Raw genomic sequence first — 24,176 nt, 5'->3', positions numbered from 1 at the left:
AAGGGTCACGTTTGCCAGAAGGGCGAGGAGGGGGAGCCGTGTTCCAGTGTGCAGCCCGCGGCTACCGCATTTGCATTCGTTCGGCTTTGCTTTGCCTGTGGGCCTTTTGCGCCGCAGCACAGGGAAGCGGGAACAACACGCCGGGTGCAACGGATCAAGCCGCGATCCGACACGTCATCGAGAGCCAGCTTGCCGCATTCGCGCGCGACGACGGTGTTGCCGCCTTCGCCTATGCGTCCCCCGGCATTCAAGCGAAATTCGGCACCGCGGACGCGTTCATGGAAATGGTGAGGACGGCTTATCCATCGGTATATCGTCCTCAAACGACGGAGTTTCGCGATCTCGTCGCGATGCCAGACGGCCCGGTGCAAAAGGTGCTTTTCGTCGGTCCCGATGGACGCGCGGTTCTGGCGCTCTATTCGATGGAGCGGGAGGCCGATGGCACGTGGCGCATCTCGGGTTGCGCATTGGCCGAGGCGCCGGCGGAATCGGCATGACGGAGCGGAATAGCCCGTGACTTTCTCCGAGCAATTCAAGAAGTCCTTTCCGGTCTCCTGGCAGGAACTCCATCGCGATGCCAAGGCGCTCGCGTGGCGCCTCAATGAAAAGGGGCCGTGGAAAGGCGTCATCGGGATCGCGCGAGGCGGCCTGGTGCCAGCCGTGGTCGTAGCACGGGAACTCAACCTGCGACTGCTCGACACCGTTTGCGTCGCGAGCTACGAGCACCAGGCGCAAGGCGACGTGCGCGTCCTCAAGGCTCCGCCCGGCGACGGAGCGGGATGGGTCATTGTCGACGACCTCGTCGACACGGGCGCTACCGCGCGGGTCGTCCGCCTGCTTCTGCCGAGGGCGCACATGGCGACCGTCTACGCAAAGCCGGCCGGCCGCCCGCTCGTCGACACGTTCGTGACCGAAGTGAGTCAGGATACGTGGATTCACTTTCCGTGGGACACCGAGCTACGCTTTGCCGAACCGCTCGCCGGCGCATCCCGTGGGTCTTGATTCGTCCAAGCCTGCGATTGGCTCCCATTCGCACCTGCCGGGCTTTGGCTGGGCGCTGTTGACCGGGGTCGCGATCTTTTGGGGAACCAACTGGGTCGCGATTAAGATTTCCGTGGCCGAAATCCCGATCTGGCAGTATCGCGTGACGACGGCGATGTTCGCGGGATTGGTCCTGCTCGCAATGGCGAAGCTCGGCGGGCATTCCCTTGCCCTGCCGCGATTCATTTGGCGCAGATTTGCCCTTGCCGCCCTCTTCAACATCACGGGCTGGCAGATCCTGAGCGCTTACGCGGCGCATATGATCGCATCGGGCAAAGCGGCCGTGCTCGCCTATACGATGCCCATCTGGACCACGCTCCTCGCGGTGATCTTTCTTCGGGAGCGGTTGACTTGGCGAATCCTCGCGGCGCTGGCTTTGAGCGCGTTGGGCGTTTTCGTCCTCATCTCCTCGGGCATCGATGCACTCGGCGCTTCGCCCCTCGGTATTCTCCTTGCGGTACTCGCGGCATTTTCGTGGGCAGCGGGAACCATCGTGCAAAAGAGCATCCGCTGGCCGATCCCGGTGATTGTGCTGGCGGGCTGGCAATTATTGCTCGGCGGCATACCGATCCTGATCGTGGCACTGTTCGCGGGGCCGATCGTCATTCAAAACGCGAGCGCTCCGGCACTCCTGGCGCTCGCCTACTCGCTCATGGTGCCGATGTTGTTCGGGCAATACGCCTGGTTCAAGGTCGTGAGTCTGTTCCCCGCGACGGTCGCCGCAATCGGGTCCGTGATGGTGCCGATGGTTGGAATGCTTTCCGGCGCGGTTTTCCTCGGCGAGCCGCTCGGTTGGCGCGAGGTCACCGCCCTGCTGTCGATCGTCGGGGCGATTTCCCTCATCGTATTCCAACCCAAGACGGGATCGCCGGCGGCGTTAAAGCGATAGGGGCGCTCAGCGCTGCGCGACGGGCACGTTGTCGATGAGTCGCGTGCGACCGAGATACGCCGCCACGAAAACCCGGGAGGGCCGAGTGGCGCGCGCAAGGGGCTCCAGTGTTTCGGCGTCGCAATGCGCCAAATATTGCACGGGATCGAAGCCTGCCTTCGCAAGCTCGGCTCGTCCGTCCGCCAAGAGGGGTTCCGCGTCCGCCCCGTCTGCAAGCGTCCGGGCGATGTGTGTCAGGACGCGATAGAGCATCGGCGCCGTGCGCCGCTCTTCGGGTGAAAGATAGACGTTGCGCGATGAGAGCGCCAGGCCGTCGGCTTCCCGCACGGTCGGGACACCCTCGATGCGCACGGGGATGTCGAGGTCACGCACGAGCCGGCGAATTACCAGGAGCTGCTGGAAGTCCTTTTCGCCGAACAGGGCGACATCGGGCAGCGCCTGAAGCAGGAGCTTTGTCACGATGGTTGCAACGCCCGCAAAATGTCCCGGCCGGAACGGCCCGCAGAGGCCGTCGGTCAAGCCCGATACGCTCACCGTGGTGCTCGCACCCGGCGGATACATTTCATCGAGATCCGGCATGAAGAGGGCATCGGCTCCAACGCCTTCGAGCTTGGCGATATCGCTCGCCGTATCCCGCGGATATCCCGCGAAGTCCTCTTTCGGCCCGAATTGGGTCGGGTTCACGAAGATCGTCGCGATCACCCGGTTGGCGAACCTTCCTCCATGCCGGACGAGTGCGAGATGCCCGTCGTGAAGCCCGCCCATGGTCGGCACGAGTGCGATCGTATCACCCGCGGCGCGGAATGCGCGGACCGTTTCGCGCAACGCGGGAATGCGGTTCAGGATCGCAAGCGCGCTCGTCGCTCCGCGCGCGGCGGCCACGCCGACCTCAAACCGCCTTGCGCTTGGTCTCGGGGCCGGCACCGTAGCAATGCTCCGGCCCGGGAAAGCGGCGCGCACGCACATCGGCCGCGTAAGCGCGGGCCGCCTCGTCGATGATGCCGCCCACTTCGGCGTAGCGCTTGACGAACTTCGCCGTGAAATCCGAGAACAACCCGATCATGTCGTCGGTCACGAGGATCTGCCCGTCACAGGCGGGCGAGGCGCCGATCCCTATCACGGGTGCTGCGGCCCGCTCGGTCACGGCGCGTGCCACGGGCTCGACGGTGCCTTCGAGAACGAGGGCGAATGCCCCGGCCTCCGAAATAGCCTCGGCGTCCCGAAAAATGCGCTCGACCTCTGACGCAATCCGGCCTTGAGCATGATAGCCGCCATGCCCATGCACCGACTGGGGCTTCAGTCCCACATGGCCGAGAACCGGAATGCCGCGCTCAACGAGAAATGCGACGGTCTCCGCCATCTCCGCACCACCTTCGAGCTTGATGCCGGCACATCCCGTTTCGGCCATCACCCGTGCTGCCGTGCGGAAAGCGGCCTCGCGCGATTCCTGATATGTGCCGAACGGTAGGTCGACGACCACGCACGCGTGCTCAGCACCCCGCATGACGGCCGCCCCGTGATTGATCATCATGTCCAAGGTCACTGCAAGGGTGCTGGCCAGGCCGTAGAGAACGATCCCGACCGAATCGCCAACCAGCAGTAAATCGCAATGGGAATCGAGCAATTTGGCGACGGGCGTCGTGTAGGCGGTCAGGCAGACGATGGGATCCCCGCCCTTGCGCGCACGAAGGTCCCGTGCGGTCGTCGGTCGGTTTCGGCTCGTTGCACTCAAAGCATATCCCCCTTGAGCGGCATGGCCGGGGGGCGGCCTCGGCCAAGCGGATTGGTGCACGTATCGCGCCGGCGATCAATGCTTTCGATCTGAGGATTGAGGGCGGAGGGCGCATCCCTCGAATAGCGGGTCGCGATCGAATACCGTTTGCGCGGTCCATCGACGCGCCACGTCAGGGTCCAGTCGTCGGCGCAAAATGTGCGATAGCGGCCGCGATAGCGGTCGGCACCGCAGTCATGGGCGACGTTCGCCACGCCGGAACGGAGATCGAGGACATAGAAGGGCCGGCCATCCGCGAGGCATATCTTAGCCGCCGGGGCAGAATCCTCGATGTCGAAGAGATAGCGTTGCGTAACGGAACCCCTGTAGGCGCCGAATTGCAGCGTGCCGCTCTCGTCATAACAAAAGCCGCGTGCCGTTGGCGCGAAGGTCGCACACCCTTCGAGCCGCCCGACGATGCCGAGCCGTCGATCGCCGATACGGCGGACGATCCGCCAAGCTCCCGCGAGGAACGCGCGAAGATCGCGAATTGGATAGGCTACCGTCCGGTCGATGCGCCCGGCGGCATTCATCCCTCACCTCGTCTCACGATCTCGCATGCTCGCTTGGCGCTTCTTGTCGGCGAGCTGCCACATGAGGGCGACAATGGCGATGCCGAGGGCCGTCTTGACGATCGATCCCGTGATGAACGGGAGCACGCCCACGGCGACGGCCTTGGCAGGGCCGAAGAGAACCGCGAGCCAAAGGACGCCGGGAATGAAGATAAGAACGTGCCCCGCGACCAGGACGATCCCTGCGCCGAGCAGATTACGATCCCAACCGCGCTCGGCGAGTGCGCCGACGGTCGCGGCACTCAACAAGAAGCCCAACAGATAACCCGCGGTCGGACCCGCAAAGTATGCCGGGCCGGCTAACGGCCCCGCGAAGACCGGCAGGCCAAAAAGTCCCTCGGCGAGATAGACGAGGATCGTCGCGACCCCCAACCTGCTGCCGAACCCGATGCCGATCAGCAATACGGCCAAGCTCTGCAACGTCATCGGCACGGGCCAAGACGGCACTTGTATTTTCGCCGAGACGGCGAGCAAGAGGCTGCCGCCAATTGCCAGAAGCGTTGTTTCAATTTTACCCGAGCGCGGCAAAAGCATACCGGCCAGGGTCGGCACGCGAGCAGTCATGGACTCGGAATTCATCGATTTTCGCCTCTTCTTCGGTTGGATTTTCGATCTTGCCTGGGACGTGTCGCTCGCACGGTCGGCGGGCACGCGGTGCCGCCGCCGGGGCCAGGGGTGTACGCTATAGGACCTTCTTTTAGACCGCCCCGGTTCGGAAATGAAACAATCTTTGCGCGAATCTCGGATCGCTTATTAGCGTTGCGGCGGCCAATGCCCCACCGCCGGCAAATCGCTTGCAGGCGGCGGGGCGGTATCTATGCTGCACCGTCATGTCCGTGCGACCCGTCATCCGTCTCCTGCCTGGCCAGCAAAAGCGCGCCCGCCACGGCCATCCTTGGATCTATTCGAACGAAATCGTCATGGACGCAGCGGCCAAATCGCTTCCGCCCGGCGAACTCGTCAACGTGGAGAGTGCGAATGGCGAGTCGCTTGGCGTTGCGTTCTTCAATTCGCACAGCCTTGTTGCGGCACGGATTTTGAGCGGCAATCCGACCCGCGAGATCGATGTCGACTTCTTCGCGGCACACCTCGGCCGCGCGTTGGCGCTGCGCGAAGCGCTCTATGACGCACCCTATTACCGCCTCGTCCATGCCGAGGCCGATGGGCTTCCCGGCCTCGCGATCGACCGCTATGGCGATGTCCTTGCGTGCCAAATGAACGCGGCCGGCATCGAGCGCCTCGCGACACCCCTGACCGAGGCAATCGAACGCGTCCTCGACCCTCGCGTCATTCTCTTCCGGAACGACAGTCCGATCCGCGCCCTCGAAGGCCTGCCGGGCACGCAGCATTTCGCGAAGGGCACGCTTTCCGGGCCGATCGAGCTTGTTGAAAACGATTGCCGGTTCCTTGCCGATCTCATGACCGGGCAAAAAACGGGGTGGTTCTACGATCAGCGGGACAATCGCGCTTTCATGGCCCGCCTTGCGCGCGGGCGAAGCGTGCTCGACGTCTATTGCTATAGCGGCGGGTTCGCGATTGAAGCGGCACGTGCGGGTGCGCGCGAGGTTCTCGCCATCGACGGCTCGGACCCGGCGCTCGCACTCGCGCGACAGGCGGCCGAACTCAACGGGGTGGAAGCGCTGTGCCGGTTCGAGCGCGGCTCGGCCTTCACGGCGATGGAGCGCCTTGCCGCGGACGGCAGGCACTTCGACATCGTGATTTGCGACCCGCCGGCATTCGTGAAATCCAAACGCGATCTCGCGACGGGTGCGAAAGGCTACCGCAAGCTCGCGCGCCTCGCCGGCCAGCTCGCCGCACCCGGCGGCTTCGTGTTCCTCGCCTCATGCTCCCACAACATGGAGGTGCCCCGCTTCGCTGAGGAGGTTCGCCGCGGCCTCGAACAGGCGGGCCGTACCGGGCGCATCCTGCGAAGTGCCGGTGCGGCACCCGACCATCCCGTCCACCCGCACCTCCCCGAATCGAGTTACCTCAAGGCGCTCGTCCTGCAGGTCGATTGAATTGAGGGCGCGTATGTCAACGGACGTTGGTCGAATTCGTGAATGAAGTCGTCTCGCGCAAGGTTAGCTAGCTCGCGATCGCAGACGGCGACGCATACAAGAACCTTCATCTCCATTATCGGCATGGCTACGTCCGTCACCGTCGCGGCGAATATATCCTGGGCGCGATCCACACCAATACGATTGAAGGCTTCTGGTTAATTCTTAGGCGCGGCGTTGTCGACACGTTCCTCAAAATCAGCAAAAAATACGAGCTGCTGTACGTCTCGGAGTTTCAATTCAGGTATAATAATCGCGAGAACCCTGATATTTTCGGAACCGTCATAAGTGGGTGCTAATCTCATCGATTGAACAACCAAGCGAGGAAAAAACCGAATAGGCTGAGAACAGCCGCCGTTTTTAAACCGACGATAGCAGGCCCCATGGGGAAGGGATGTCTGCCCTCTGCCGATGGTATAATTGGTTCATTGCAATTCATTGGGACTCGGGAGCAGTTACTGCTGCCGCAACAATCGCCATCGCCTTTGTTACCCTCATACTCGGCGTTGCCACCTGGTTTCTGTGGCGAGCTACGCGGAATCTCGTGAGGGGTCATGAAATAGCTGTCAGACAAGAATTGCGGGCCTATGTCAGCCACGAGCCCGGTGGCTTCCAATGGGATGGCGTCAGCCGTCGAGTCAAATACTTCGAAAAGAATTTTGGCCGAACTCCAGCAAAAGATTTGGGGATGTATGTCAGCATCCAAAATGGAACTGCCGCACCCCCCTGTTTTGACGGACCGTTTAAGCAAATTCACGTTATGGCGTTCGTCGCCCCCGACCAAAACATCGGCAAAATCGTCGGGAAGCAGACTCCAATCACTGCCTTTTTTATGTACGGATACGTGGACTATACCGATATTTTTGAAGATCGATGGCGTCGCCGATTCGCGTGGAGCTATGATCCCTGGCGTTCCTGCAAGGGCGACGACCCGTTCATAGCTCATCATGAGCATAATGATGAGCATTACCTTGGCAATACAGCCAAAAAAAGATGGCTTAAGGGATTGTTTCGCACGCAATTAATCCCATCCCGGCAAACTCGCTATCCGTCAAATAGCAGATAATCACCCTGTCAGAAATCGGCTTGCAGAAAGAGAGTATACGAATATATAATCAACCCTTAGTTGTATACTTTCGAAGAGTGCTGTCAAGCAGGCGGGCGCAATATATTAGCCCGCTAACGATCCTTCTGCACCAAGCCGGTTGGCTTCCGGTACAAGCGACATCGCGCTCACCGCGTCGGTGCGTGCGGCAGGATGCGATTGACTACGGGGGCGATGGATCGGTGGGGAGGTGATGGACCGGAGGGCGAATTACGCCGCTTGGGGACGAAGGGGGACTGCGGGGGACAGCGAACGTAACCCGGTCCCTCCGGCCATCACGAAGACAATACTCGCATGATGATCAAAACAACAGAGGGTATAACGCGTTTGTGATAAACGTTGAATGACTTGTGAATATTATGATTGTCTACAATTATACATTAGTAAATCATCATTCAGCAGCCTGTCGTGTTATCGGCAAAGTCAAAAGGAAGCGCGTCTCGCCCGGCCTCGTCTCGGCAAGCCGAATATCGCCGCCGTGGGCGCGAAGCAGATCCCGCACGATGACGAGGCCAAGGCCGGTACCGCCCGCCTTTGCCGTGCCGGAAAAAGGCTGAAAAAGCTTCTCGCGGGCGACCGGGGCGATGCCTTTCCCGTTGTCGGCAACCTCGACCGTGACGCCGCCGTCTCCATTCTTGGCCGAAACGCTGATCCGCGTGGCGCCGGCCTCATAGGCGTTGCGGCCGAGATTGACCAGGACCCGGAATATCTGATCCCGGTCGGCGTGGATGATCAGGCCGCTTGGCACCTCGTTGGCCCACTGACATCCCTCGGGCGCTTGCGGCGCCAGGGTAGCCCCCACATCCGCCACAAGACCATCGAGGGCGAAGCGGGACATCGCGGGCTGGGGCTGGTCGTCCTTGGCAAAGCGCATCGTGTTGACGCAAAGGGCGATGGCGCGGTCGAGGGAGGCGATCAGCGTCGGCGTCGTGCGCCGCACGGTCGGGTCCCGGCTGTCCGCGAGGCGGTCGGAAACGAGCTGCGCCGTCGCCAGGATATTGCGCAGATCGTGGCTGATCTTCGTGACCGCGGCGCCCAAGGCCGCAAGGCGGCTCTTTTGATGAAGGGCTGCCCGAAGGTCCGTCTGCATGCGCGCGAGTTCGCGCTCGGCGACGCCGATTTCATCCTCGCGAGCGCTTGGGGCAATGACGTTCCGCGCATCCTCCGGATTGGTTCGGAATGTCTGCATGGCATCGGTGATGCGCTGCATCGGCCGGACCAGTAACCACTGCATCGTGAAATATACGAGCCCCGCCGTGATCAATGAGATCACGATCGAGAGCTTGAGGATGCGGCCCGCGAAGTCCCACATTGCACGTCGCAACGGCCCCTCATCGAGCACAAGCTCGACCATGATTCCCGGGTCCTTGGGAGACGGCCCCACGACGCGCAGAACACGATAGCCGGTATGCGCGAGGGTCCTGAACGCGTCGACCACGAGGCTTGCGAAGTTGGCCGTGCGCAGATCGTAATTGTCGTCGATGACCGGCGGCATATCCCGGTTCATGACGAGCATGCGCGCCTTTCCGCGCATGTCGAGCACAATGGAATAGGCATCCACATATTGCATGAGTTGCATCTCAAGCTGGGGGCTGAGCATATGGGTGGGCGTCGCCTCGAGCGCCAACGACGCGATATGCGCAACGCCGATCTTCTCTTGGAGATATGTGAGCCTGAATCGCGCGATCGACGGCGTGAATATCAGGACTTCCGAGATCATCACGAAGAGAATCGTGAGGATCAGCAGCTTGGCCGACAAGCTGTGGCGGAACCTTTGCAACCAGCCACGGGTATCGAACATGACGCGCAACTATATATCGAAGAATGCGCAGACCGGCACGCATTTTAGCGTCTTGTTTTATATAAGCTATTAGAATCGATTATGTTTTAAGTGGACGGTTCGGGTTCGATCAGCCGAGCCGCGCCAACCAGCGTACGAGCTTCTTGGTCCGTTCGCTGAAAAGCGACGGGGTGAAATAGCTTCCCGCCACACTTTTGCTGATTTCGGAGAGGGTCGGATAGGGCGCTATCAGCGAGGCGAGTGCGCCGACCTTGAGGCCCTGCGAGATTGCGAGGGTCCAAGGGAGGATCAGCTCCCCTGCGTGAACGCCCACAATGGTGGCGCCGAGTATCTTGCCGCCCTTGGTCGTGACGACCTTGATGAAGCCGCTCGTCTCTCGCTCGGCCTGGGCCCGGTCGTTTTCCGCCAAGGCCCACCGCAAGATGCGGATACGATGGTGGGCATTGCGCGCAGCCTCTTCCTTGAGCCCGACATGGGCCAGCTCAGGATCCGAATATGTGACCCACGGCATCGCCCGGTCGTCGACTTTCGCCGGCAGACGAAAGAGCGCGTTGCGAACGACGATGCCGGCGTGATATCCGGCGGCGTGGGTGAATTGATAGGAACCCGCGACATCGCCAACGGCGAAGATCCGCTTGTTCGAGGTGCGCAGACGACGATCGACCGAAACGCCCTTGGCCGTATGAACGATTCCCGCCGATTCAAGTCCGAGCCTGTCCACGTTCGCCCGCCGTCCCGCCGCAAGCAGAAGATGGGAGCCGGCAATGCGGCTCGTCCTCCCATCTTTCTCGATGGCGACGGCAATGCCGCTCCCATCCCGTTCAACGCGAAGGAGTTTGGTGTGCTCGTGAAGCATGACACCCTCGCGGCGCACGGCTTGGCGAACGATGCCCACAGCCTCGAGATCGTCGCTGGCCAGGATCGAATAGAGCTCGATGACACTGACCTCCGCACCGAGACGACGCTCGGCTTGCGCAAGCTCAATTCCGATCGGCCCGCCGCCCACGATGATGAGATGATCCGGGCGCACCGTGAGATCGAAGATCGTCTCGTTGGTGAGGTAAGGTACCTCCGCAAGCCCTTCGACGGGCGGGATCGCCGGCGACGATCCCGTCGCGATCACGAACCGACGTGCGCGAATGACTATACCGCCGGCCTCGACCTCAGTCGGGCTTATAAAACGCCCCTCGGCGCGAATGACCGTGCAACCCATGCCATCGAAGCGCTCCTGGGAATCCTTGGGTGCGATCGAGGCGATCACGCCCTGCACATGGTCATGCACCTTCTGGAAGTCGATTTCAGGTGCGTCGTAATGGACGCCGAAGCGGGCCGCCTTCTGCCCGAGGATGGCCATGCGAGCGGCGGCGATCAGGGATTTGGACGGTACACAGCCATAATTGAGGCAATCTCCGCCCATTCGGCCCCGCTCGATCAGGGCAACGGGCCGCCCTAAAAGCCCTGCAGCCGCCGCGACCACAAGGCCGCCCGAACCGGCACCCAATACGCAGATATCGACGTCGAGCGTTTGCGCCATGGAACCTGTCTCGGGTCCTCGGGTTTCGTGAAAACGAACGAAAGTTTCAGCGCCGCCTCGCCTTCACATTCTTATACACGAGCGGGATCAAGGCCAATAATGCGAGGCCGACGAGGGGGAGGAGAATGCTCGGCCGAAAAAGGATGTCGAGCTCCGGCTCCTGTCCGCTCGCGAGCAGCTCGCCGATTCCGCCGCCGACAAGCGCATAGACAAACGAACCCGGAATGATTCCGAGGAAGGTCCCCAGCACATAGGTGCGCAGGCTCACGCCGAGGAATGCCGGAACGAGGTTGACGAGCCAAAATGGGAACAGCGGGACCAACCGAAGCACCAGGAGATAGCTCAACGCGTTCTTCTGAAATCCCGCGTTCATCTTCTCGAGGAAGGGACTGGCTTTTGCTTCGAGATAGGCGCCAAGGCTCGTGCGCGCTGCGAGGAACAGCACGGTCGCACCGGCGGTGGCGCTGATTACCACGAACACCGTACCGAGATAGGCGCCGAACAGGTACCCGCCGAAAACCGTCATGATCGCCCCGCCGGGCAGCGAGAAGGCGGTCACCGCCGCATAGACCGACATGAATGCCAGCACCGCAAGAATCGCGTTTGCTTCGGCAAAGCGGCGAAGTTCCTCGTCATGCGCGCGGAGCGTTTCGAATTTCAGATAGTGCGGCCCGCCGAGCACGAAGAACGCCGCCAAGCCGATCACGAGGACGGCAAGGGGAATCCAGCGGGACGCGGGAGGCTTGCTTGGCGGCATCGCTCGCTCGGGGCGGGTCTCACGTCTCAACAGAATTCTCTCGTTCGTATGTTGCGCGCCCCGACGGCGACCTTGCCGCAGCGACGCTCGGCTCTTATCACCGGGCACGATCGCCCGCCAGTCACCTTACTGTGACTCGCCCTCGATCCCGTTTCGCTTCGTCTATCCTTACAAACCCTATCAAATTGCGCCCCGCGCCGTCGCAGCTTACGCGTTGTAATTGACAGCGGCGACAGGCGGCCTTATACACGGCTCCCTCAATTCGACGGAGAGAGTTCGTGAAGCGTACCTATCAGCCAAGCCGCCTGGTCCGCAAGCGCCGGCACGGCTTTCGAGCCCGCATGGGCACCGTTGGCGGGCGCAAGGTCGTCTCTTCTCGCCGTGCCAAGGGGCGCAAGCGGCTATCAGCCTAGTCCCATGGCCGCGGCCCTCGGGCGCCTCAAGAGGCGCCCTGAGTTTTTACGGGTTGCGGCAGGCCGCCGGAAATGGGTGGCGCCCGGCCTCATCCTCCAGGCCTATAAGCGCAGCGACGCCGACCCGGCGGTGGAGCCTGCCGGTCTCATACGCCTCGGCCTGACGGCAAGTCGCAAGGTCGGCAACGCGGTCGCCCGCAACCGTGCGCGTCGGCGTTTGCGCGAAGCAGCTCGGCGGCTTCTTCCCGGCGGTGCGAAGCCCGGCTACGACCTCGTGGTGATTGCACGCGGCGAAACGCTGCGAAGGTCCTTCGCCGACCTCGTCGACGATCTCGCCACGGCACTTCGCCGGCTCGGGGTAGCGAGCGACGAAAACCGCTGACCCAGCAGCGAAAAAGATTGCTTGCCGTGAGGGGTGACTGGTCAAGGCGAAGGGTGTAAAAGTCCGCCTGCCCAATGCATAGACGGTCGAGGGCACGAAATGACTCCTGTTGCTAGGCTCCTGAGCTTGGCTGTGCGCGCCTATCAGCTCCTGGTGCGTCCGATTTTGCCGCCTGTATGCCGCTACGAGCCGAGCTGCTCGCAATACGCGCTGGAGGCGCTTCGCCGCCATGGCGCCATCATTGGCACGGGGCTCGCCGCACGACGGGTCCTGCGCTGCCATCCTTGGGCCGAGGGCGGCTATGACCCGGTACCGCATTCGCTTGGGTGCGGGTCACATGCCGGCGAGGTGCGATCGCACGAGCATCCCGCCAGCTGAGTTCGATGATTTCTTAGCACTGAGCGTTTTGGAATCCGATACATGATGGAACAGCGCAACCTTATCGCCGCGATCCTGCTCTCTGTCGCGATCGTGCTCGGCTTCCAATTTCTTGTTCAAAAGCCGCGAATCGAGCAGCAGCAAGCGGCTCATCAGCAGGCAATTTCACAAAATGCTCCCTCGCTCGCGACACCGCAAGCGCCGTCGACGCCGTCAGCACCGACACCTCAGGCAACGAATGCCCCTTCGGCGAGCGCTCCGCTCGACCGCGCTGAAATCCTGCGCGAGAGTCCCCGCGTCATGATCGACACGCCGCGGGTTCAAGGATCGATCGCGCTCAGAGGTGCGCGCTTCGACGATCTTACGCTCGTCCAATACCGCGAGACGATCGACCCTAACAGCCCGCACATAACGCTGCTTACTCCAGCCGGAATGCCGGATGCTTATTTCGCCGACGCCGGATGGACCGCGGCCGCAGGCGTTGGGATCAAAATGCCCGACAAGGACACGATGTGGCAGGCGGATCGTATGACGCTTACCCCATCCACTCCCGTGACCCTCACCTGGGACAACGGTCAGGGCCTTAGATTCGTCACCACCTACAGCGTCGACGACGCTTACATGATTTCGATCGATAAGCGCGTCGAGAACTCGAGTGCTGCGGCCGTGACGCTTTTTCCCTATGCGCGCGTCTCGCGCAACGGCAACCCGCCTGAAAGCAGCTATTATATCCTTTTCGAAGGCCCGCTCGGTGTCTTCAACAAGACGCTCAAGGAGATCAAATACAAGGAACTCCAGAAGGAGCCGGTCAATGTGACGACGACTGGCGGCTGGCTCGGATTTACCGACAAATACTGGCTCGTCGCGGTCGTCCCCGATCAAAACATGCCTGTTTCGGCCCATTTCAGCGACGATGCCAAAAGCGGACAAAACGCATACCAAGCTTATTTCGTATCGACCGCCGGCCTGACCGCAGCACCAGGTGAAAGCGTTGAATCCCGGAGCATGATTTTTGCCGGCGCCAAGGAAGTCAAACTCCTCAACGCCTACCAGGACAATCTCGGCATCGAGCGGCTTTCCTACGCCATCGACTGGGGCTGGTTCTTCTTTCTGACGAAGCCGATCTTCCTCTTGCTCGACTGGCTTTACAAACACGTCGGCAATTTCGGCATCGCGATCCTTCTTCTAACAGTCATCATCAAAGGCCTCTTCTTCCCGCTCGCCAACAAATCCTATCGGGCGATGAGCAAGCTCAAGAAGTTGCAGCCGGAGATGATGAAGATTCGCGAGCGCTTCGGTGACGACCGCGAGCGCATGAACAAGGAGATGATGGAGCTTTACAAGCGCGAAAAGGCGAACCCGACCGCGGGATGCCTGCCCATATTCATCCAGATCCCCGTGTTCTTCTCGCTCTACAAGGTGCTTTTCGTCACGATCGAGATGCGTCATGCGCCGTTTTACGGCTGGATCCGCGATCTGTCGGCGCCCGATCCCACGTCCGTCCTCAATCTCTTCGGGCTTCTGCCTGCTTGGACATTGCCCGACAGCCTGAGCATTCTGCCGGTCGCCATCCTTGCCATCGGCGTCTGGCCGATCATCATGGGTGTGACGATGTTCCTGCAGCAGAAGCTCAATCCCGCACCCGCCGATCCGGTTCAGGCAAAGATGTTCATGATCCTGCCGGTCGTCTTCACGTTCATGCTGGCGAAATTCCCGGCGGGGCTCGTGATCTATTGGACATGGAACAACCTCCTCTCGATCGCGCAGCAATGGGTCATCATGCGGCGGGCGGGGGTCAAGCCCTGAGGGGAGCGGACGCACCCGCCGACCCCGCCGCAGTCATCGAGGCGGGCCGCCGCCTCTTCGCTTCCCAGTGCAATTTCGTCTTCGGCGCCACGAGCGCGGACAATTTGCCCGAGGCTTCGCTTCCCGAGATTGCCTTCCTCGGCCGCTCGAATGTGGGGAAGTCGAGTCTTATCAATGCGCTCACCGGCCGCAAGTCGCTCGCGCGCACCTCGCACACGCCTGGCCGTACCCGCCAGCTCAATTTCTTCGAGCTTGGCGGTAGGGTTCTCCTTGTCGATATGCCGGGATACGGCTACGCCAAAGCTTCCAAGCGCGAGAGTGCTGCATGGCGGAAGCTTATTGGCGCCTATTTCCGCGGTCGCCCCAATCTGCGGCGTCTTTTTTTATTGATTGACGCTCGCCACGGTTTCAAGGCCAACGACCGGGAAACGATGAAGCTCCTCGACGACGCTGCGGTGAGCTTCCAGATCGTGCTTACGAAATCCGATAAAACCCACAAAGACGCGGTCGCGGCGATTTCCCGCGACATCGATGCCGAACTCGCCGATCACGCGGCTGCTCGGCCGAAGCCGATCGTCACGAGCGCTTCGAGCGGGGAAGGCATTGAAATACTGCGCGCCTCCATCGCGGAACTGGCAGCAGGCGACCAGTTCGGATAAAGTCTCCGCCGATGATGCACAAGGACCCCCGCTCCCGCCATCTCGAGTGGCTCGCGAAGGCCGGCATCCTGAGCGAGGCGCTGCCTTTCATGCGCCGGCACGCCGGCAAGACTTTCGTCATCAAATATGGCGGCCATGCGATGGGCGAAGAAAAGCTCGCGCAGAGCTTCGCGCGCGACATCGTGCTCTTGAAGCAGATCGGCATCAATCCAATCGTGGTCCATGGCGGGGGGCCGCAAATCGCCGCCATGCTGGAGCGCCTCAAGATCCAGAGCTCGTTCGTCGACGGCCTGCGGATTACCGATGCGCAGACCGTCGAAGTCGTCGAAATGGTGCTCGCGGGCAAGATCAACAAGGAAATCGTGACCGCGATCAATCGCGCGGGTGGCGTTGCTGTCGGCCTTTCCGGCAAGGACGGCAACCTTGTCGTCGCGCGTAAGGTCACCCGAAGCGTGCGCGACCCAACTTCGAACATCGAAAAGGTCCTGGATCTCGGATTCGTAGGGGAGCCCGAGCGGATAAATCCGGCAGTTCTTCAGTTTTTCCGGAACTCCGATATCATCCCCGTCATAGCGCCGGTCGGTGTCGGCGACGACGGCGTAACCTACAACATAAATGCCGACACGGTCGCCGGCGCCATCGCGGCCGCGGTCAAGGCCTCCCGTCTCTATCTTCTGACCGACGTTGCCGGCGTGCTCGACAAGGCGGGCGAGCTCATCCAGGACATGACCATCAGCCGTGCCGCCGAACTTAAGGCGGACGGCACGATCAGCGGCGGCATGATTCCGAAAGTCGAGACCTGCGTGACGGCGGTCGAGGGTGGCGTTGAGGCGGCGGTGATTCTCGACGGCCGCGTCCAGCACGTGCTCCTGCTCGAGATCTTCACCGCGCAGGGTGTCGGCACCCTGGTCGGAAAGACCTGAGAAGCTGCCCAGCCCCCGACTTCATCCCGGATGCCGACGACGATTGCGGAATGTCGGAAGCAGGCTTCCTAATCGATCTTCCCTCTTTTGCCTATGCCGCGTCGAAGAATTCGAGCTGCCAGCGCATTTCGTCCTCGGTAAGCGGAAAACCAACGCCGTCGCGCGCGTAGATTGCCTTGTTCGGAAGAATTCCCGCCAGGCGCGTTTGAAGCTGCACGGAAAGGCGCATGGTGAATCCAGCCTTCCATACCAGTGCCGTAATACCCTTGGCGCTGCTGATAGCGATGATCTTGTCGACCACGGCGAAAGGCAGTTTCGTCTTCAGGGCGAGCGATGCCGCGACGAAGGGACGGTCGCGCTGGGCGACCGCTCCCGCCACCGCGTCCTCATTGAGTGCGCCCGCGAGGAGCAAGGATCGTGCGCGCCCAATCGCCGTTGCCACGCTGCCCGCATCGTCCTCGAGCTTTGGTTTCGCCCCTTCGACCGACGGCGGACGTTGGCTTTCCGGCCCGCCGGCTGCCGGCGCGACGCTCTGCCCTGGGCTCGGCCGCGGCCCGACCGCGTCGGGGCCGGAGAGGCGCACACTTGCCACCCGCTCGATTTCCTCAAGCAAACCCGAGTCAAGGTCTTCCCGCCGTGCCAGTTTCTCGGCAAGCGTGCCTGCGACAACATGCGCGAGCCGGGTTACGGCGCGCGCAGATAGCTTAGGACGCTCGACCAGAGACTCCTGCCAAGAGGGAATCTCGGCCGCTCGCTCGATCAGAAGGTCGAGTGTTTCCTCTCGAATTTGCGCGCTGTCGTTCGCCAGAAGTGCCGCAATACCACTCTCGCTTCCCGTCGCCACCACTGCATCGGAGAGTGCGGCACCGAGATCGGCGCGTTGCGCCACGGCCCCGATGACCGCGGCGGCGGGATTCGCCTGCATCGCCGAGATGAGGTCGTGCTCGCGAAGTACTGGCGAATCTTTGAGCACCGGTGCTGCAACCTCGGGATCCGCGTCGCTCGCCAACGACCGCACGATATCGCGTGGAATGTTCGCGATATCCTTGACTGCTTGGGAGACGATACGGCGTATCCGGGCAAGTTCATCCCGAGCGAGGGCTTTCAGGAGTTCGAAGAAAAGCTTCGTGCGACCGGGCCGACCGTCCGCACTGCGCTCACCGGCGACCTGGGCCACCTTCCCCGCGAGTGCGAAGCGTACATCCTCGCTCGCGTCCCGGCTCAGCAGCAATTCGGCCTGGATCGGCGTCTCGGGGTTGGCCGCGACCGCCACGCGCACTTCGGGCATCGCGTCTTGCGCGAGGTAATAGAGAACTTCCTGGGGAACGTCCCGGCGCGATGCGAGCAATTTGCGAACGTTCGTGTCGTCAACGACGAGAAACTTCTTGGTCTCGTCATAGTCGAGCGGCAGGGCGGCATTCTCAAGTCGCCGGCGCATCGCCGCGATGGATTCGCGCGTCATGTCATGCCTCCGCCGACCGAGCGGCGACGGCCACGCAAATATTGCGCTTGCCGCCGCGCTTGACCGCATACATGGCCGCATCGGCCCGCGCGGTGAGGCTATTCACGCCCTCCCCCGATTCCGGGTCATAGAGCGCGATCCCGATCGACAAGCCGAGCGGGCGGCCGGCATCGGCCGAGAATGGCGCCAATGCCTCCGAAAGCTCGAGGAGCACTCCGGCACGAATTCGCGCCCCGGCTTCATCGACACCTTCGAGCCACAATGCAAATTCGTCGCCCCCGAGGCGCGCTACGAGATCGGCAGCACGCGTCCCTTGCCGCAAAAGCTCAGCCACATGGACGAGAAGGTCGTCGCCTTTCTGATGGCCGAAACGGTCATTGACCGGTTTGAAATTGTCGAGATCGACGTAGATAAGGGCTGCTTCGACACGCTCCGCACTCAACGCGGCACGCGCGTGCCGCGCCAATCGCCGCTCGAGCTGATCGAGGAAGCCACGTCGGTTGAGGAGCCCAGTGAGCGGATCGGTGCGCGTCAGCCGCTCGAGAACCTCGTGATTGGCGATTTGCTCGATCGCAATGCCGAGCTGGCCTGCGACCGCACCGGCGAGGGCCACCGCATCGACGTCCCAAGGGCCATCGGCATCGGCGCGCCAAAGATAGAGGGCGCCATTCGCCTCGCGCCGATGCCGCGTAACGGCCACAAGCGCGCGTCCATACTCGACCATGGCTGCATCGGCTCCCCTGAACGCCTCCTCGAACGCCTCTTCGAGCAACGGGGGCAGTGCCGGTTCGCCGGCCGACGCGGCAAGTACGAGTCCACGCCCGGATGCATAGCGGAAGATACGGCAGCCGGCCGCGTGAAAAGCGCGCAAGATCGCGTCTGCCGCAGTCGCAAGCAGATTGGCCGGCTCGACCACGTCGCGGATCGCGGCGACAATTACCGCGAAGAGTCGCTCGCGATGCCGCGCTTGGGCAAGGGCCGCGTCCCGCGCGCGCGCTTCGGTCACGTCCCGGCAGACGCCGCGCGCGCCGATCCAGCGGTCTTGGTCGTCGAATCGGGGGATCGCCGAAGCGCTGAGTATGGCAATGGCGCCATCCGATCGCCGGAAGGCAAGCTCGACCTCCTCGACCGCCGCTTGCGCCTCGAACGGATTGACCGCGAGTTTTGGGGCGTCGACGACAAAGCCGCTCGCCGGACGATCGACGAGTTCGGCTGCGCGATAGCCAAGCGCACCGCGAGGCGAGACGAATGCGAAGCTGCCGTCGGTCCGGGTCTCCCACGCGAAGTCGCTCGAGATCTCGACCAGGTCCTTGTAGCGCTGTCGCGATTCGATAAGGGCCGCGCGTAGCCGATACTCCAGCACCGGATCGGCCGAAGCCGGCTCTGGAAAGTCAGCGCCGACGCGAGGCGCATCTTCTGGAACGGGGGATTGACGCGAGCGCCACATGATCCTTGTGTCGGGCCCCTCTCAGCGAAAACATGGGACTCGCCCGCGGGCCGAATAGCGCCGCGTAGCCGAGCCCCATCGTCCCGGAGCCTAGGCCAAGCCTCGTTAATGCGGCCTTAACCCGGGCCCTCCTTGCCAATCCGGCCGGATGCCGCCACCTTAGCGCCATGCGCTCCGCCCCGGTCCCCCTCCATCACGTCGCCACTTGGGTATTCGACCTTGACAATACCCTTTATCCGCCCTCGTGCCGGCTGTTCGACCAGGTCGATCGACGGATCGGGCAATTCATCGCCGAGTATTTCGACGTCGACCCCGTCGCTGCGCGTGCGCTTCAGAAGCGCTATTTCCGGGAATACGGCACCACCTTGCGCGGCCTCATGACCGAACACGGCGTCGACCCATACCGTTATCTCGACTATGTCCACCGGATCGATCACGGCGCCATTCCACCCAACCCAGCACTCGATGCGGCCCTCGAAAGACTGAAGGGGCGCAAGATCGTCTTCACGAACGGCTCAGCCGATCACGCCGCGAAAGTGTTGGCGCGCTTGGGTGTCGCACGCCATTTCGAGGCGGTTTTCGACGTCGCGGCGGCGGATTTCGTCCCGAAGCCGGAGCTTGCATGCTACCGCGCGCTCCTCGCGCGCCACGACATCGCACCCGCCGGTGCGGCGATATTCGACGATATTCCGCGCAACCTCGAGCCGGCCCATGCCCTCGGCATGACCACAATCCTCGTCAGGACCGAGACCGAATATGGCTCGACGACGGAAACGGGCAGCCACATCCATCACCACGCCGACGATCTCGTGGATTTTCTCGAGAACGTGCTCGCCGAACGCGCCAAAACCGCCGGATAGCACGCCAGCACCACACATTTCCTCCCACGCAATCACGGGGCTTCTGTTGACAGGAATAAGCCCCTGTCTCATTGTGCCGGCCGCATGCGAGCCCCGGGAGCCGCACCCCATGGATAAATCCGAACTCCAGGACGTCATCGATGCGGCGTGGGAGAAGCGCGACACGCTTTCGACCGCGACCCAAGGCGAGATACGCAAAGCGGTCGACCAGGCGCTCGAGGCGCTCGACGGCGGTAAGGTGCGTGTCGCGGAGAAGATCGGCGGCGAATGGCACGTCAATCAATGGCTCAAAAAGGCGGTCCTGCTTTCCTTCCGCTTGAACGATTCGGTACCCATTCCGGGTGGCCCAGGGAGTCCCGAGAAGGGTGGTACGCCCTGGTTCGACAAGGTGCGTTCCAAATTCGAAGGGTGGGACGCCGCACGTTACCGTGCCGCAGGATTCCGTGCGGTTCCAGGCTGCTTCGTGCGCCGTTCGGCCTATGTAGCACCTGGGGCCGTGCTGATGCCGTGCTTTCTCAACGTGGGCGCCTATGTCGACAGCGGCACCATGATCGATACCTGGGCGACCGTTGGCTCTTGCGCGCAAATCGGCAAGAATTGCCATTTATCGGGCGGAGTCGGGATCGGCGGCGTTCTCGAACCTGTCCAGGCCGGACCTGTCATCATCGAAGATAATTGCTTTATCGGCGCCAGAAGCGAGGTCGTCGAGGGCGTCGTTGTCGAGACTGGCTCCGTCCTCGCCATGGGCGTTTTCATTAGCGCCACGACGCGCATCGTCGACCGCGAGAGCGGGGAAGTGTTCACCGGCCGCGTGCCGGCATATTCGGTGGTGGTGCCCGGCAGCTTGCCTGGCCGGCCTTTCGACGACGGTAGGCCCTCGCCAAGCCTCTATTGTTGCGTCATTGTGAAGCGGGTCGATGAGCGGACGCGCTCAAAGACCTCGATCAACGAGCTGCTACGGGCGTGAGCGCCAAGCTGAAGGATAGCGCGGTCGACCCGGTCGAGCTCACCCAGGCGCTCATTCGCTGCCCAAGCGTGACGCCGGCGGAAGGCGGAGCACTGGCGTTCCTCGAGGAGCGCCTTTCCGCCCTTGGCTTTGCCTGCCATCGCCTCAAATTCGTGGACCAAGGTACCCCCGACGTCGAAAACCTCTATGCCCGTTTCGGCTCCGACAGCCCGAACTTCTGCTTTGCGGGCCACACGGATGTCGTACCGGTCGGCAACGCCAAGGCATGGACGGTCGATCCCTTCGGCGGCGAAATCCGCGATGGCCAGGTCTACGGCCGAGGGGCCGCCGACATGAAGGGGGCGATCGCCGCCTTCGTCGCGGCGGCGTGCGGCTTCCTCGATGCGCACGGCACGACTTTCGGAGGTTCGATCAGCCTCCTCATCACGGGCGATGAAGAAGGTCCCTCGATCAACGGCACACGCAAAGTGCTCGATTGGCTCAAGGCCAAGGGCGAAACACTCGATGCATGCATCGTGGGCGAGCCGACCAACCCCTCGAAGCTTGGCGAGATGGTCAAAATCGGCCGGCGTGGCAGCATGAACGGGAAGCTCACGGTACAAGGTGTGCAGGGGCACACCGCCTATCCGCATCTCGCCGACAACGCGGCCCACCGCATCGTGCGAATGCTGAACGCCATCATCGCGGAACCGCTTGATGACGGCAGCGCTCATTTCCAACCGTCGACACTTCAGATCGCGAGCGTGGATGTCGGCAATTCCGCGAACAACGTCATTCCCGCGACTGCAAGCGCACGCTTCAACATCCGCTTCAACGATCTCCACACGCCCGCTCGCGTCGAGCGTTGGCTCCGCGAGCGCTTCGACGCGGTGGGCGGGGATTACATTCTCGAACTCGATGTCTCGGGTGTCTCGTTCCTCACGCCCCCCGGCCGCCTCAGCGATCTCGTTTCGAATTCGATCCAGCGCTTAATGGCGATGACGCCCGAACTGAGCACGACCGGCGGTACTTCCGATGCGCGCTTCATCAAGGATCATTGCGAAGTGGTAGAGTTCGGCTTGGTAGGACAGACGATGCACAAGGTCGACGAACGCGCCTCGATCGCGGATATCAAAACACTCGCCGCGATTTATCGCGCATTCCTGGACGATTACTTCGCCAAGTCGTGAGCCTCGACAGCCCATGATCAGTACGCGGGAGATCATCTACGCTCTTTATGGCGCCTATCGTCTCTGCCGCTTCGACCGGAGCGGAATGGCGTTCTTCAACCTTACGAAGGCAGGCTTCTGGCGATCGTTTTTCTCGGCTGTGTTGGTTGCCCCAATTCGCGCGATCATGACGTTGATCGAACTTCAGAATACGACGGTTCCCATCGAGTCGAGTGGGGTGCGGATCTTCCTGATCGAGGCGTCCACGTATCTTATCCTCGTATTCGCTTATCCTTTGGCCACATTCTACATGTGCGAACTGCTCGACCGGCGCCAGCGATACGTCGGATATATTGTCGCATATAATTGGGCGGGGGTTCTGCTCGCGTTGCTAGCCCTGCCCTTTGCCGTCCTTGGCGCAGACGAATTCGTACCGAGCGAGGTCGCGAGCTTTGCGGTCATCGGCGTCACCGCCCTTTCGCTCGTCATACTTTGGTACGTGGCGCGGACGGCACTTGAAATTTCGGGCATCGCGGCGACCGCGCTGGTCGCGATCGATTTCGTGCTGAGCATCGTCATCCAAGAAATCGCCGCGTCACGGCTCGCGGTCACCTAATGCGCTAATAGACGACTTCGACCAGATAGAGTCCGTCCGGCGGCGCCGTCGGGCCCGCTTCGCGCCGATCATGCGCTTCGAGCACACGGCGTACGTCGGCAGGAGTCCATTTCCCTTCCCCCACGAGCTTGAGCGTGCCGACAATGTTCCGCACCTGGTGGTGGAGAAACGAACGCGCACGGGCATCGACGACGATTTTCTCGCCGATGCGCGCGAGCGTCAGCACGTCGAGCGTCTTGACCGGCGAATCGGCTTGGCATTCAGCCGCGCGGAAGCTCGAAAAATCGTGGCGCCCGACAAGATGCGCCGCACCCGCCTGCATCGCATTGAGATCGAGCGGCGGTTGCACATGCCAGGCACGGCCCCGCTCGACAGTCAGCGGTGCGCGGCGGTTGAAAACGCGATAGCGATAGGCCCTCTCACGCGCCGAGAAGCGTGCGTGAAATGTGCCGTTCACGACTTCCACCTCGAGCACGGCAACGAGATGAGGCTTCACGTGGTAGTTGATCGCGTCGCGCACCGTATCAGGCCGCGTGTCCTTCGCGATGTCGACATGCGCCACCTGGCCGAGCGCATGGACACCTGCGTCGGTCCGCCCGGCGGCATGTATGGTGACCCGTTCCCCGCAAAACTGCTCGACCGCAGTTTCCAGCGCTTCCTGGATCGAGAGGCCATTTGCCTGACGCTGCCATCCGACGAAGCCCGTCCCGTCATATTCGATTGTGAGCTTGTAACGCGTCATGCCAGTACCGTTCCGGGGGCGATCGAGCGCCCGCGAAGGAAAGCCTCCGCGTTGAGCGGCTTCGCCCCTGCGCGCTGAACTTCGTCGAGGCGAAGGCCACCTTGGCTGCACGCAATCGTAAGCTGGCGGTCGAGCACGGCGCCGGGGGTGCCGCTCGCGGCATTGGGTATGACGCTGGCGGCAAGGACCCGCACACGCTCTCCCGCGATCTCCGTCCACGCCCCCGGCGTGGGGCTGAAGGCGCGAACCCGGCAGGCAAGGGATTGAGCCGGCTGCGTCCAGTCGAGGCGCGTCTCAGACTTGCGGATCTTCGCGGCATACATGACACCCGCCGTCGGCTGGGCGGTGGGTGCCAAGCGGCCGGCCGCGAGTGCGTCGAGCGCATCCACAATCAGCCGCGCGCCCAACTTCGCGAGCAAGTCGTGAAGAGCGCCGGCATTCATTTCCGGCGTTATCGCAATACGCTCCCAAACCAGCATCGGACCGGTATCCAGACCCTCGTCCATCTGCATGATGGTCACACCGGTCTCCTTGTCCCCGGCCAGGATCGCGTGCTGGATCGGGGCCGCCCCGCGCCAGCGCGGCAGGAGCGAGGCGTGGATGTTGAGGCAGCCGAGCCGGGGGGAAGCGAGCATGGCCTTGGGCAGGATGACGCCGTAGGCTGCGACCACGGCGGCGTCGAGGTCGAGCGAGGCGAACGAGGCTTGTTCCGAAGACTCGCGGAGTGATTTCGGGGTGCGTACGGGGATTCCGCGGCGTTCGGCGAAGCGTTGGACCGGGGAGCGCTGTTCGTGCTGGCCACGACCGGCGGGGCGCGGTGGCTGGGCATAGACCATGGCAAGTTCA

The 24,176-nt window shown here is 62.3% G+C and carries 26 protein-coding genes; 14 read left to right on the top strand and 12 right to left on the bottom strand.

All coding sequences use genetic code 11. The features are described 5' to 3' along the window. Positions 1-38 precede the first annotated feature (38 nt). Genes VEJ16_08710 through VEJ16_08700 form a run of 3 tightly spaced genes read left to right on the top strand, consistent with a single transcriptional unit; the run spans position 39 to position 1,930 of the window. Positions 39-497, top strand: coding sequence for a DUF4864 domain-containing protein (locus tag VEJ16_08710; protein HYB09738.1), 459 nt, complete (start codon positions 39-41; stop codon positions 495-497). A gap of 16 nt (positions 498-513) precedes the next feature. Beyond that, on the top strand, positions 514-1,002 hold the full coding sequence (gene gpt / locus VEJ16_08705) for a xanthine phosphoribosyltransferase (protein HYB09737.1): 489 nt from the start codon (positions 514-516) through the stop codon (positions 1,000-1,002). Further along, positions 992-1,930, top strand: a complete 939-nt coding sequence (locus VEJ16_08700) for a DMT family transporter (protein HYB09736.1) — start codon at positions 992-994, stop codon at positions 1,928-1,930. Before gpt ends, VEJ16_08700 begins: the two co-directional genes overlap by 11 nt. A gap of 6 nt (positions 1,931-1,936) precedes the next feature. Here the strand turns inward: VEJ16_08700 and panC are convergent, their stop codons facing one another. Genes panC through VEJ16_08680 form a run of 4 tightly spaced genes read right to left on the bottom strand, consistent with a single transcriptional unit; the run spans position 1,937 to position 4,852 of the window. Next, positions 1,937-2,812, bottom strand: coding sequence for a pantoate--beta-alanine ligase (gene panC / locus VEJ16_08695; GenBank protein ID HYB09735.1), 876 nt, complete (start codon positions 2,810-2,812; stop codon positions 1,937-1,939). Positions 2,813-2,819: 7 nt separating this feature from the next. Next, complete coding sequence (gene panB, locus VEJ16_08690) at positions 2,820-3,662, bottom strand: 3-methyl-2-oxobutanoate hydroxymethyltransferase (GenBank protein ID HYB09734.1); 843 nt, start codon at positions 3,660-3,662, stop codon at positions 2,820-2,822. Further along, positions 3,659-4,234 carry a DUF6314 family protein gene (locus VEJ16_08685; protein ID HYB09733.1) on the bottom strand — a complete coding sequence of 192 codons (576 nt, stop codon included), beginning with the start codon at positions 4,232-4,234 and terminating at the stop codon, positions 3,659-3,661. The genes panB and VEJ16_08685 overlap by 4 nt, the downstream gene beginning before the upstream one ends. A 3-nt stretch (positions 4,235-4,237) precedes the next feature. Beyond that, on the bottom strand, positions 4,238-4,852 hold the full coding sequence (locus VEJ16_08680; GenBank protein ID HYB09732.1) for a biotin transporter BioY: 615 nt from the start codon (positions 4,850-4,852) through the stop codon (positions 4,238-4,240). Between the two features lie 251 nt (positions 4,853-5,103). Here VEJ16_08680 and VEJ16_08675 point away from each other — a divergent pair, with 251 nt between their 5' ends. After that, positions 5,104-6,291, top strand: coding sequence for a class I SAM-dependent rRNA methyltransferase (locus VEJ16_08675; GenBank protein HYB09731.1), 1,188 nt, complete (start codon positions 5,104-5,106; stop codon positions 6,289-6,291). 340 nt (positions 6,292-6,631) lie between these two features. Here the strand turns inward: VEJ16_08675 and VEJ16_08670 are convergent, their stop codons facing one another. The 4 genes from VEJ16_08670 to VEJ16_08655 form a co-directional block, all read right to left on the bottom strand. Further along, complete coding sequence (locus VEJ16_08670; GenBank protein HYB09730.1) at positions 6,632-7,351, bottom strand: hypothetical protein; 720 nt, start codon at positions 7,349-7,351, stop codon at positions 6,632-6,634. Between the two features lie 475 nt (positions 7,352-7,826). After that, positions 7,827-9,236: a HAMP domain-containing sensor histidine kinase gene (locus VEJ16_08665; protein ID HYB09729.1), complete on the bottom strand. Its 1,410-nt coding sequence runs from the start codon at positions 9,234-9,236 to the stop codon at positions 7,827-7,829. A gap of 109 nt (positions 9,237-9,345) precedes the next feature. Then, a complete protein-coding gene (locus VEJ16_08660) occupies positions 9,346-10,770 on the bottom strand; it encodes an FAD-dependent oxidoreductase (protein ID HYB09728.1) in 1,425 nt (474 codons plus the stop codon). Between the two features lie 46 nt (positions 10,771-10,816). Further along, positions 10,817-11,557 (bottom strand): TVP38/TMEM64 family protein, encoded by a 741-nt coding sequence (locus tag VEJ16_08655; protein ID HYB09727.1) that lies wholly within the window; start codon positions 11,555-11,557, stop codon positions 10,817-10,819. 248 nt (positions 11,558-11,805) lie between these two features. Here VEJ16_08655 and rpmH point away from each other — a divergent pair, with 248 nt between their 5' ends. The 6 genes from rpmH to argB all read left to right on the top strand — a co-directional run bounded on the left by rpmH (position 11,806) and on the right by argB (position 16,088). Then, on the top strand, positions 11,806-11,940 hold the full coding sequence (rpmH, locus tag VEJ16_08650) for a 50S ribosomal protein L34 (GenBank protein ID HYB09726.1): 135 nt from the start codon (positions 11,806-11,808) through the stop codon (positions 11,938-11,940). Between the two features lie 4 nt (positions 11,941-11,944). Continuing rightward, entirely contained in the window at positions 11,945-12,322 is a 378-nt protein-coding gene (rnpA, locus tag VEJ16_08645; GenBank protein HYB09725.1) for a ribonuclease P protein component, read from the top strand. 99 nt (positions 12,323-12,421) lie between these two features. Further along, positions 12,422-12,700 carry a membrane protein insertion efficiency factor YidD gene (yidD, locus tag VEJ16_08640; GenBank protein ID HYB09724.1) on the top strand — a complete coding sequence of 93 codons (279 nt, stop codon included), beginning with the start codon at positions 12,422-12,424 and terminating at the stop codon, positions 12,698-12,700. Between the two features lie 42 nt (positions 12,701-12,742). Then, the gene (gene yidC / locus VEJ16_08635) at positions 12,743-14,506 is read left to right on the top strand and encodes a membrane protein insertase YidC (GenBank protein ID HYB09723.1); all 1,764 of its coding nucleotides are present in this window, start codon (positions 12,743-12,745) and stop codon (positions 14,504-14,506) included. Beyond that, complete coding sequence (gene yihA / locus VEJ16_08630) at positions 14,470-15,165, top strand: ribosome biogenesis GTP-binding protein YihA/YsxC (protein ID HYB09722.1); 696 nt, start codon at positions 14,470-14,472, stop codon at positions 15,163-15,165. The genes yidC and yihA overlap by 37 nt, the downstream gene beginning before the upstream one ends. Positions 15,166-15,176: 11 nt before the next feature. Next, positions 15,177-16,088 carry an acetylglutamate kinase gene (gene argB, locus VEJ16_08625; protein ID HYB09721.1) on the top strand — a complete coding sequence of 304 codons (912 nt, stop codon included), beginning with the start codon at positions 15,177-15,179 and terminating at the stop codon, positions 16,086-16,088. A gap of 91 nt (positions 16,089-16,179) precedes the next feature. Here argB and VEJ16_08620 read toward each other — a convergent pair whose 3' ends face one another. Both VEJ16_08620 and VEJ16_08615 read right to left on the bottom strand, forming a co-directional pair. Then, positions 16,180-17,550: a DUF2336 domain-containing protein gene (locus tag VEJ16_08620; protein HYB09720.1), complete on the bottom strand. Its 1,371-nt coding sequence runs from the start codon at positions 17,548-17,550 to the stop codon at positions 16,180-16,182. Between the two features lies 1 nt (position 17,551). Continuing rightward, positions 17,552-18,997, bottom strand: a complete 1,446-nt coding sequence (locus VEJ16_08615) for a sensor domain-containing diguanylate cyclase (protein HYB09719.1) — start codon at positions 18,995-18,997, stop codon at positions 17,552-17,554. Between the two features lie 167 nt (positions 18,998-19,164). Here VEJ16_08615 and VEJ16_08610 point away from each other — a divergent pair, with 167 nt between their 5' ends. The 4 genes from VEJ16_08610 (at position 19,165) to VEJ16_08595 (ending at position 22,588) form a co-directional block, all read left to right on the top strand. After that, positions 19,165-19,857, top strand: a complete 693-nt coding sequence (locus VEJ16_08610; protein ID HYB09718.1) for a pyrimidine 5'-nucleotidase — start codon at positions 19,165-19,167, stop codon at positions 19,855-19,857. Between the two features lie 109 nt (positions 19,858-19,966). Continuing rightward, on the top strand, positions 19,967-20,824 hold the full coding sequence (dapD, locus tag VEJ16_08605; GenBank protein HYB09717.1) for a 2,3,4,5-tetrahydropyridine-2,6-dicarboxylate N-succinyltransferase: 858 nt from the start codon (positions 19,967-19,969) through the stop codon (positions 20,822-20,824). Beyond that, positions 20,821-21,993, top strand: coding sequence for a succinyl-diaminopimelate desuccinylase (dapE, locus tag VEJ16_08600; GenBank protein HYB09716.1), 1,173 nt, complete (start codon positions 20,821-20,823; stop codon positions 21,991-21,993). The genes dapD and dapE overlap by 4 nt, the downstream gene beginning before the upstream one ends. A gap of 13 nt (positions 21,994-22,006) precedes the next feature. Further along, entirely contained in the window at positions 22,007-22,588 is a 582-nt protein-coding gene (locus tag VEJ16_08595; GenBank protein ID HYB09715.1) for a hypothetical protein, read from the top strand. Positions 22,589-22,592: 4 nt separating this feature from the next. Here VEJ16_08595 and truA read toward each other — a convergent pair whose 3' ends face one another. Together truA and fmt are read right to left on the bottom strand one after the other, a co-directional pair. Continuing rightward, complete coding sequence (gene truA / locus VEJ16_08590) at positions 22,593-23,330, bottom strand: tRNA pseudouridine(38-40) synthase TruA (protein HYB09714.1); 738 nt, start codon at positions 23,328-23,330, stop codon at positions 22,593-22,595. Then, on the bottom strand, positions 23,327-24,176 hold an 850-nt coding region (gene fmt / locus VEJ16_08585), incomplete at its 5' end, for a methionyl-tRNA formyltransferase (GenBank protein ID HYB09713.1). The genes fmt and truA, both read right to left, overlap by 4 nt.

The organism is Alphaproteobacteria bacterium (assembly GCA_035625915.1).
Taxonomy (GTDB): domain Bacteria; phylum Pseudomonadota; class Alphaproteobacteria; order JACZXZ01; family JACZXZ01; genus DATDHA01.
The sequence above is the reverse complement of the archived record's forward strand: the minus strand, read 5'-3'. Positions and strand labels throughout refer to the sequence as shown.

Bases quoted from the DNA above. Each gene is read 5' to 3' on its own strand.
- VEJ16_08685 (HYB09733.1), bottom strand. From the start codon at position 4,234: ATGAATGCCGCCGGGCGCATCGACCGGACGGTAGCCTATCCAATTCGC.
- VEJ16_08680 (HYB09732.1), bottom strand. From the start codon at position 4,852: ATGAATTCCGAGTCCATGACTGCTCGCGTGCCGACCCTGGCCGGTATG.
- VEJ16_08675 (HYB09731.1), top strand. From the start codon at position 5,104: ATGTCCGTGCGACCCGTCATCCGTCTCCTGCCTGGCCAGCAAAAGCGC.
- VEJ16_08665 (HYB09729.1), bottom strand. From the start codon at position 9,236: ATGTTCGATACCCGTGGCTGGTTGCAAAGGTTCCGCCACAGCTTGTCG.
- VEJ16_08660 (HYB09728.1), bottom strand. From the start codon at position 10,770: ATGGCGCAAACGCTCGACGTCGATATCTGCGTATTGGGTGCCGGTTCG.
- rnpA (HYB09725.1), top strand. From the start codon at position 11,945: ATGGCCGCGGCCCTCGGGCGCCTCAAGAGGCGCCCTGAGTTTTTACGG.
- yidD (HYB09724.1), top strand. From the start codon at position 12,422: ATGACTCCTGTTGCTAGGCTCCTGAGCTTGGCTGTGCGCGCCTATCAG.
- yidC (HYB09723.1), top strand. From the start codon at position 12,743: ATGATGGAACAGCGCAACCTTATCGCCGCGATCCTGCTCTCTGTCGCG.
- yihA (HYB09722.1), top strand. From the start codon at position 14,470: ATGGGTCATCATGCGGCGGGCGGGGGTCAAGCCCTGAGGGGAGCGGAC.
- argB (HYB09721.1), top strand. From the start codon at position 15,177: ATGATGCACAAGGACCCCCGCTCCCGCCATCTCGAGTGGCTCGCGAAG.
- VEJ16_08620 (HYB09720.1), bottom strand. From the start codon at position 17,550: ATGACGCGCGAATCCATCGCGGCGATGCGCCGGCGACTTGAGAATGCC.
- VEJ16_08615 (HYB09719.1), bottom strand. From the start codon at position 18,997: ATGTGGCGCTCGCGTCAATCCCCCGTTCCAGAAGATGCGCCTCGCGTC.
- VEJ16_08610 (HYB09718.1), top strand. From the start codon at position 19,165: ATGCGCTCCGCCCCGGTCCCCCTCCATCACGTCGCCACTTGGGTATTC.
- dapD (HYB09717.1), top strand. From the start codon at position 19,967: ATGGATAAATCCGAACTCCAGGACGTCATCGATGCGGCGTGGGAGAAG.
- VEJ16_08595 (HYB09715.1), top strand. From the start codon at position 22,007: ATGATCAGTACGCGGGAGATCATCTACGCTCTTTATGGCGCCTATCGT.
- truA (HYB09714.1), bottom strand. From the start codon at position 23,330: ATGACGCGTTACAAGCTCACAATCGAATATGACGGGACGGGCTTCGTC.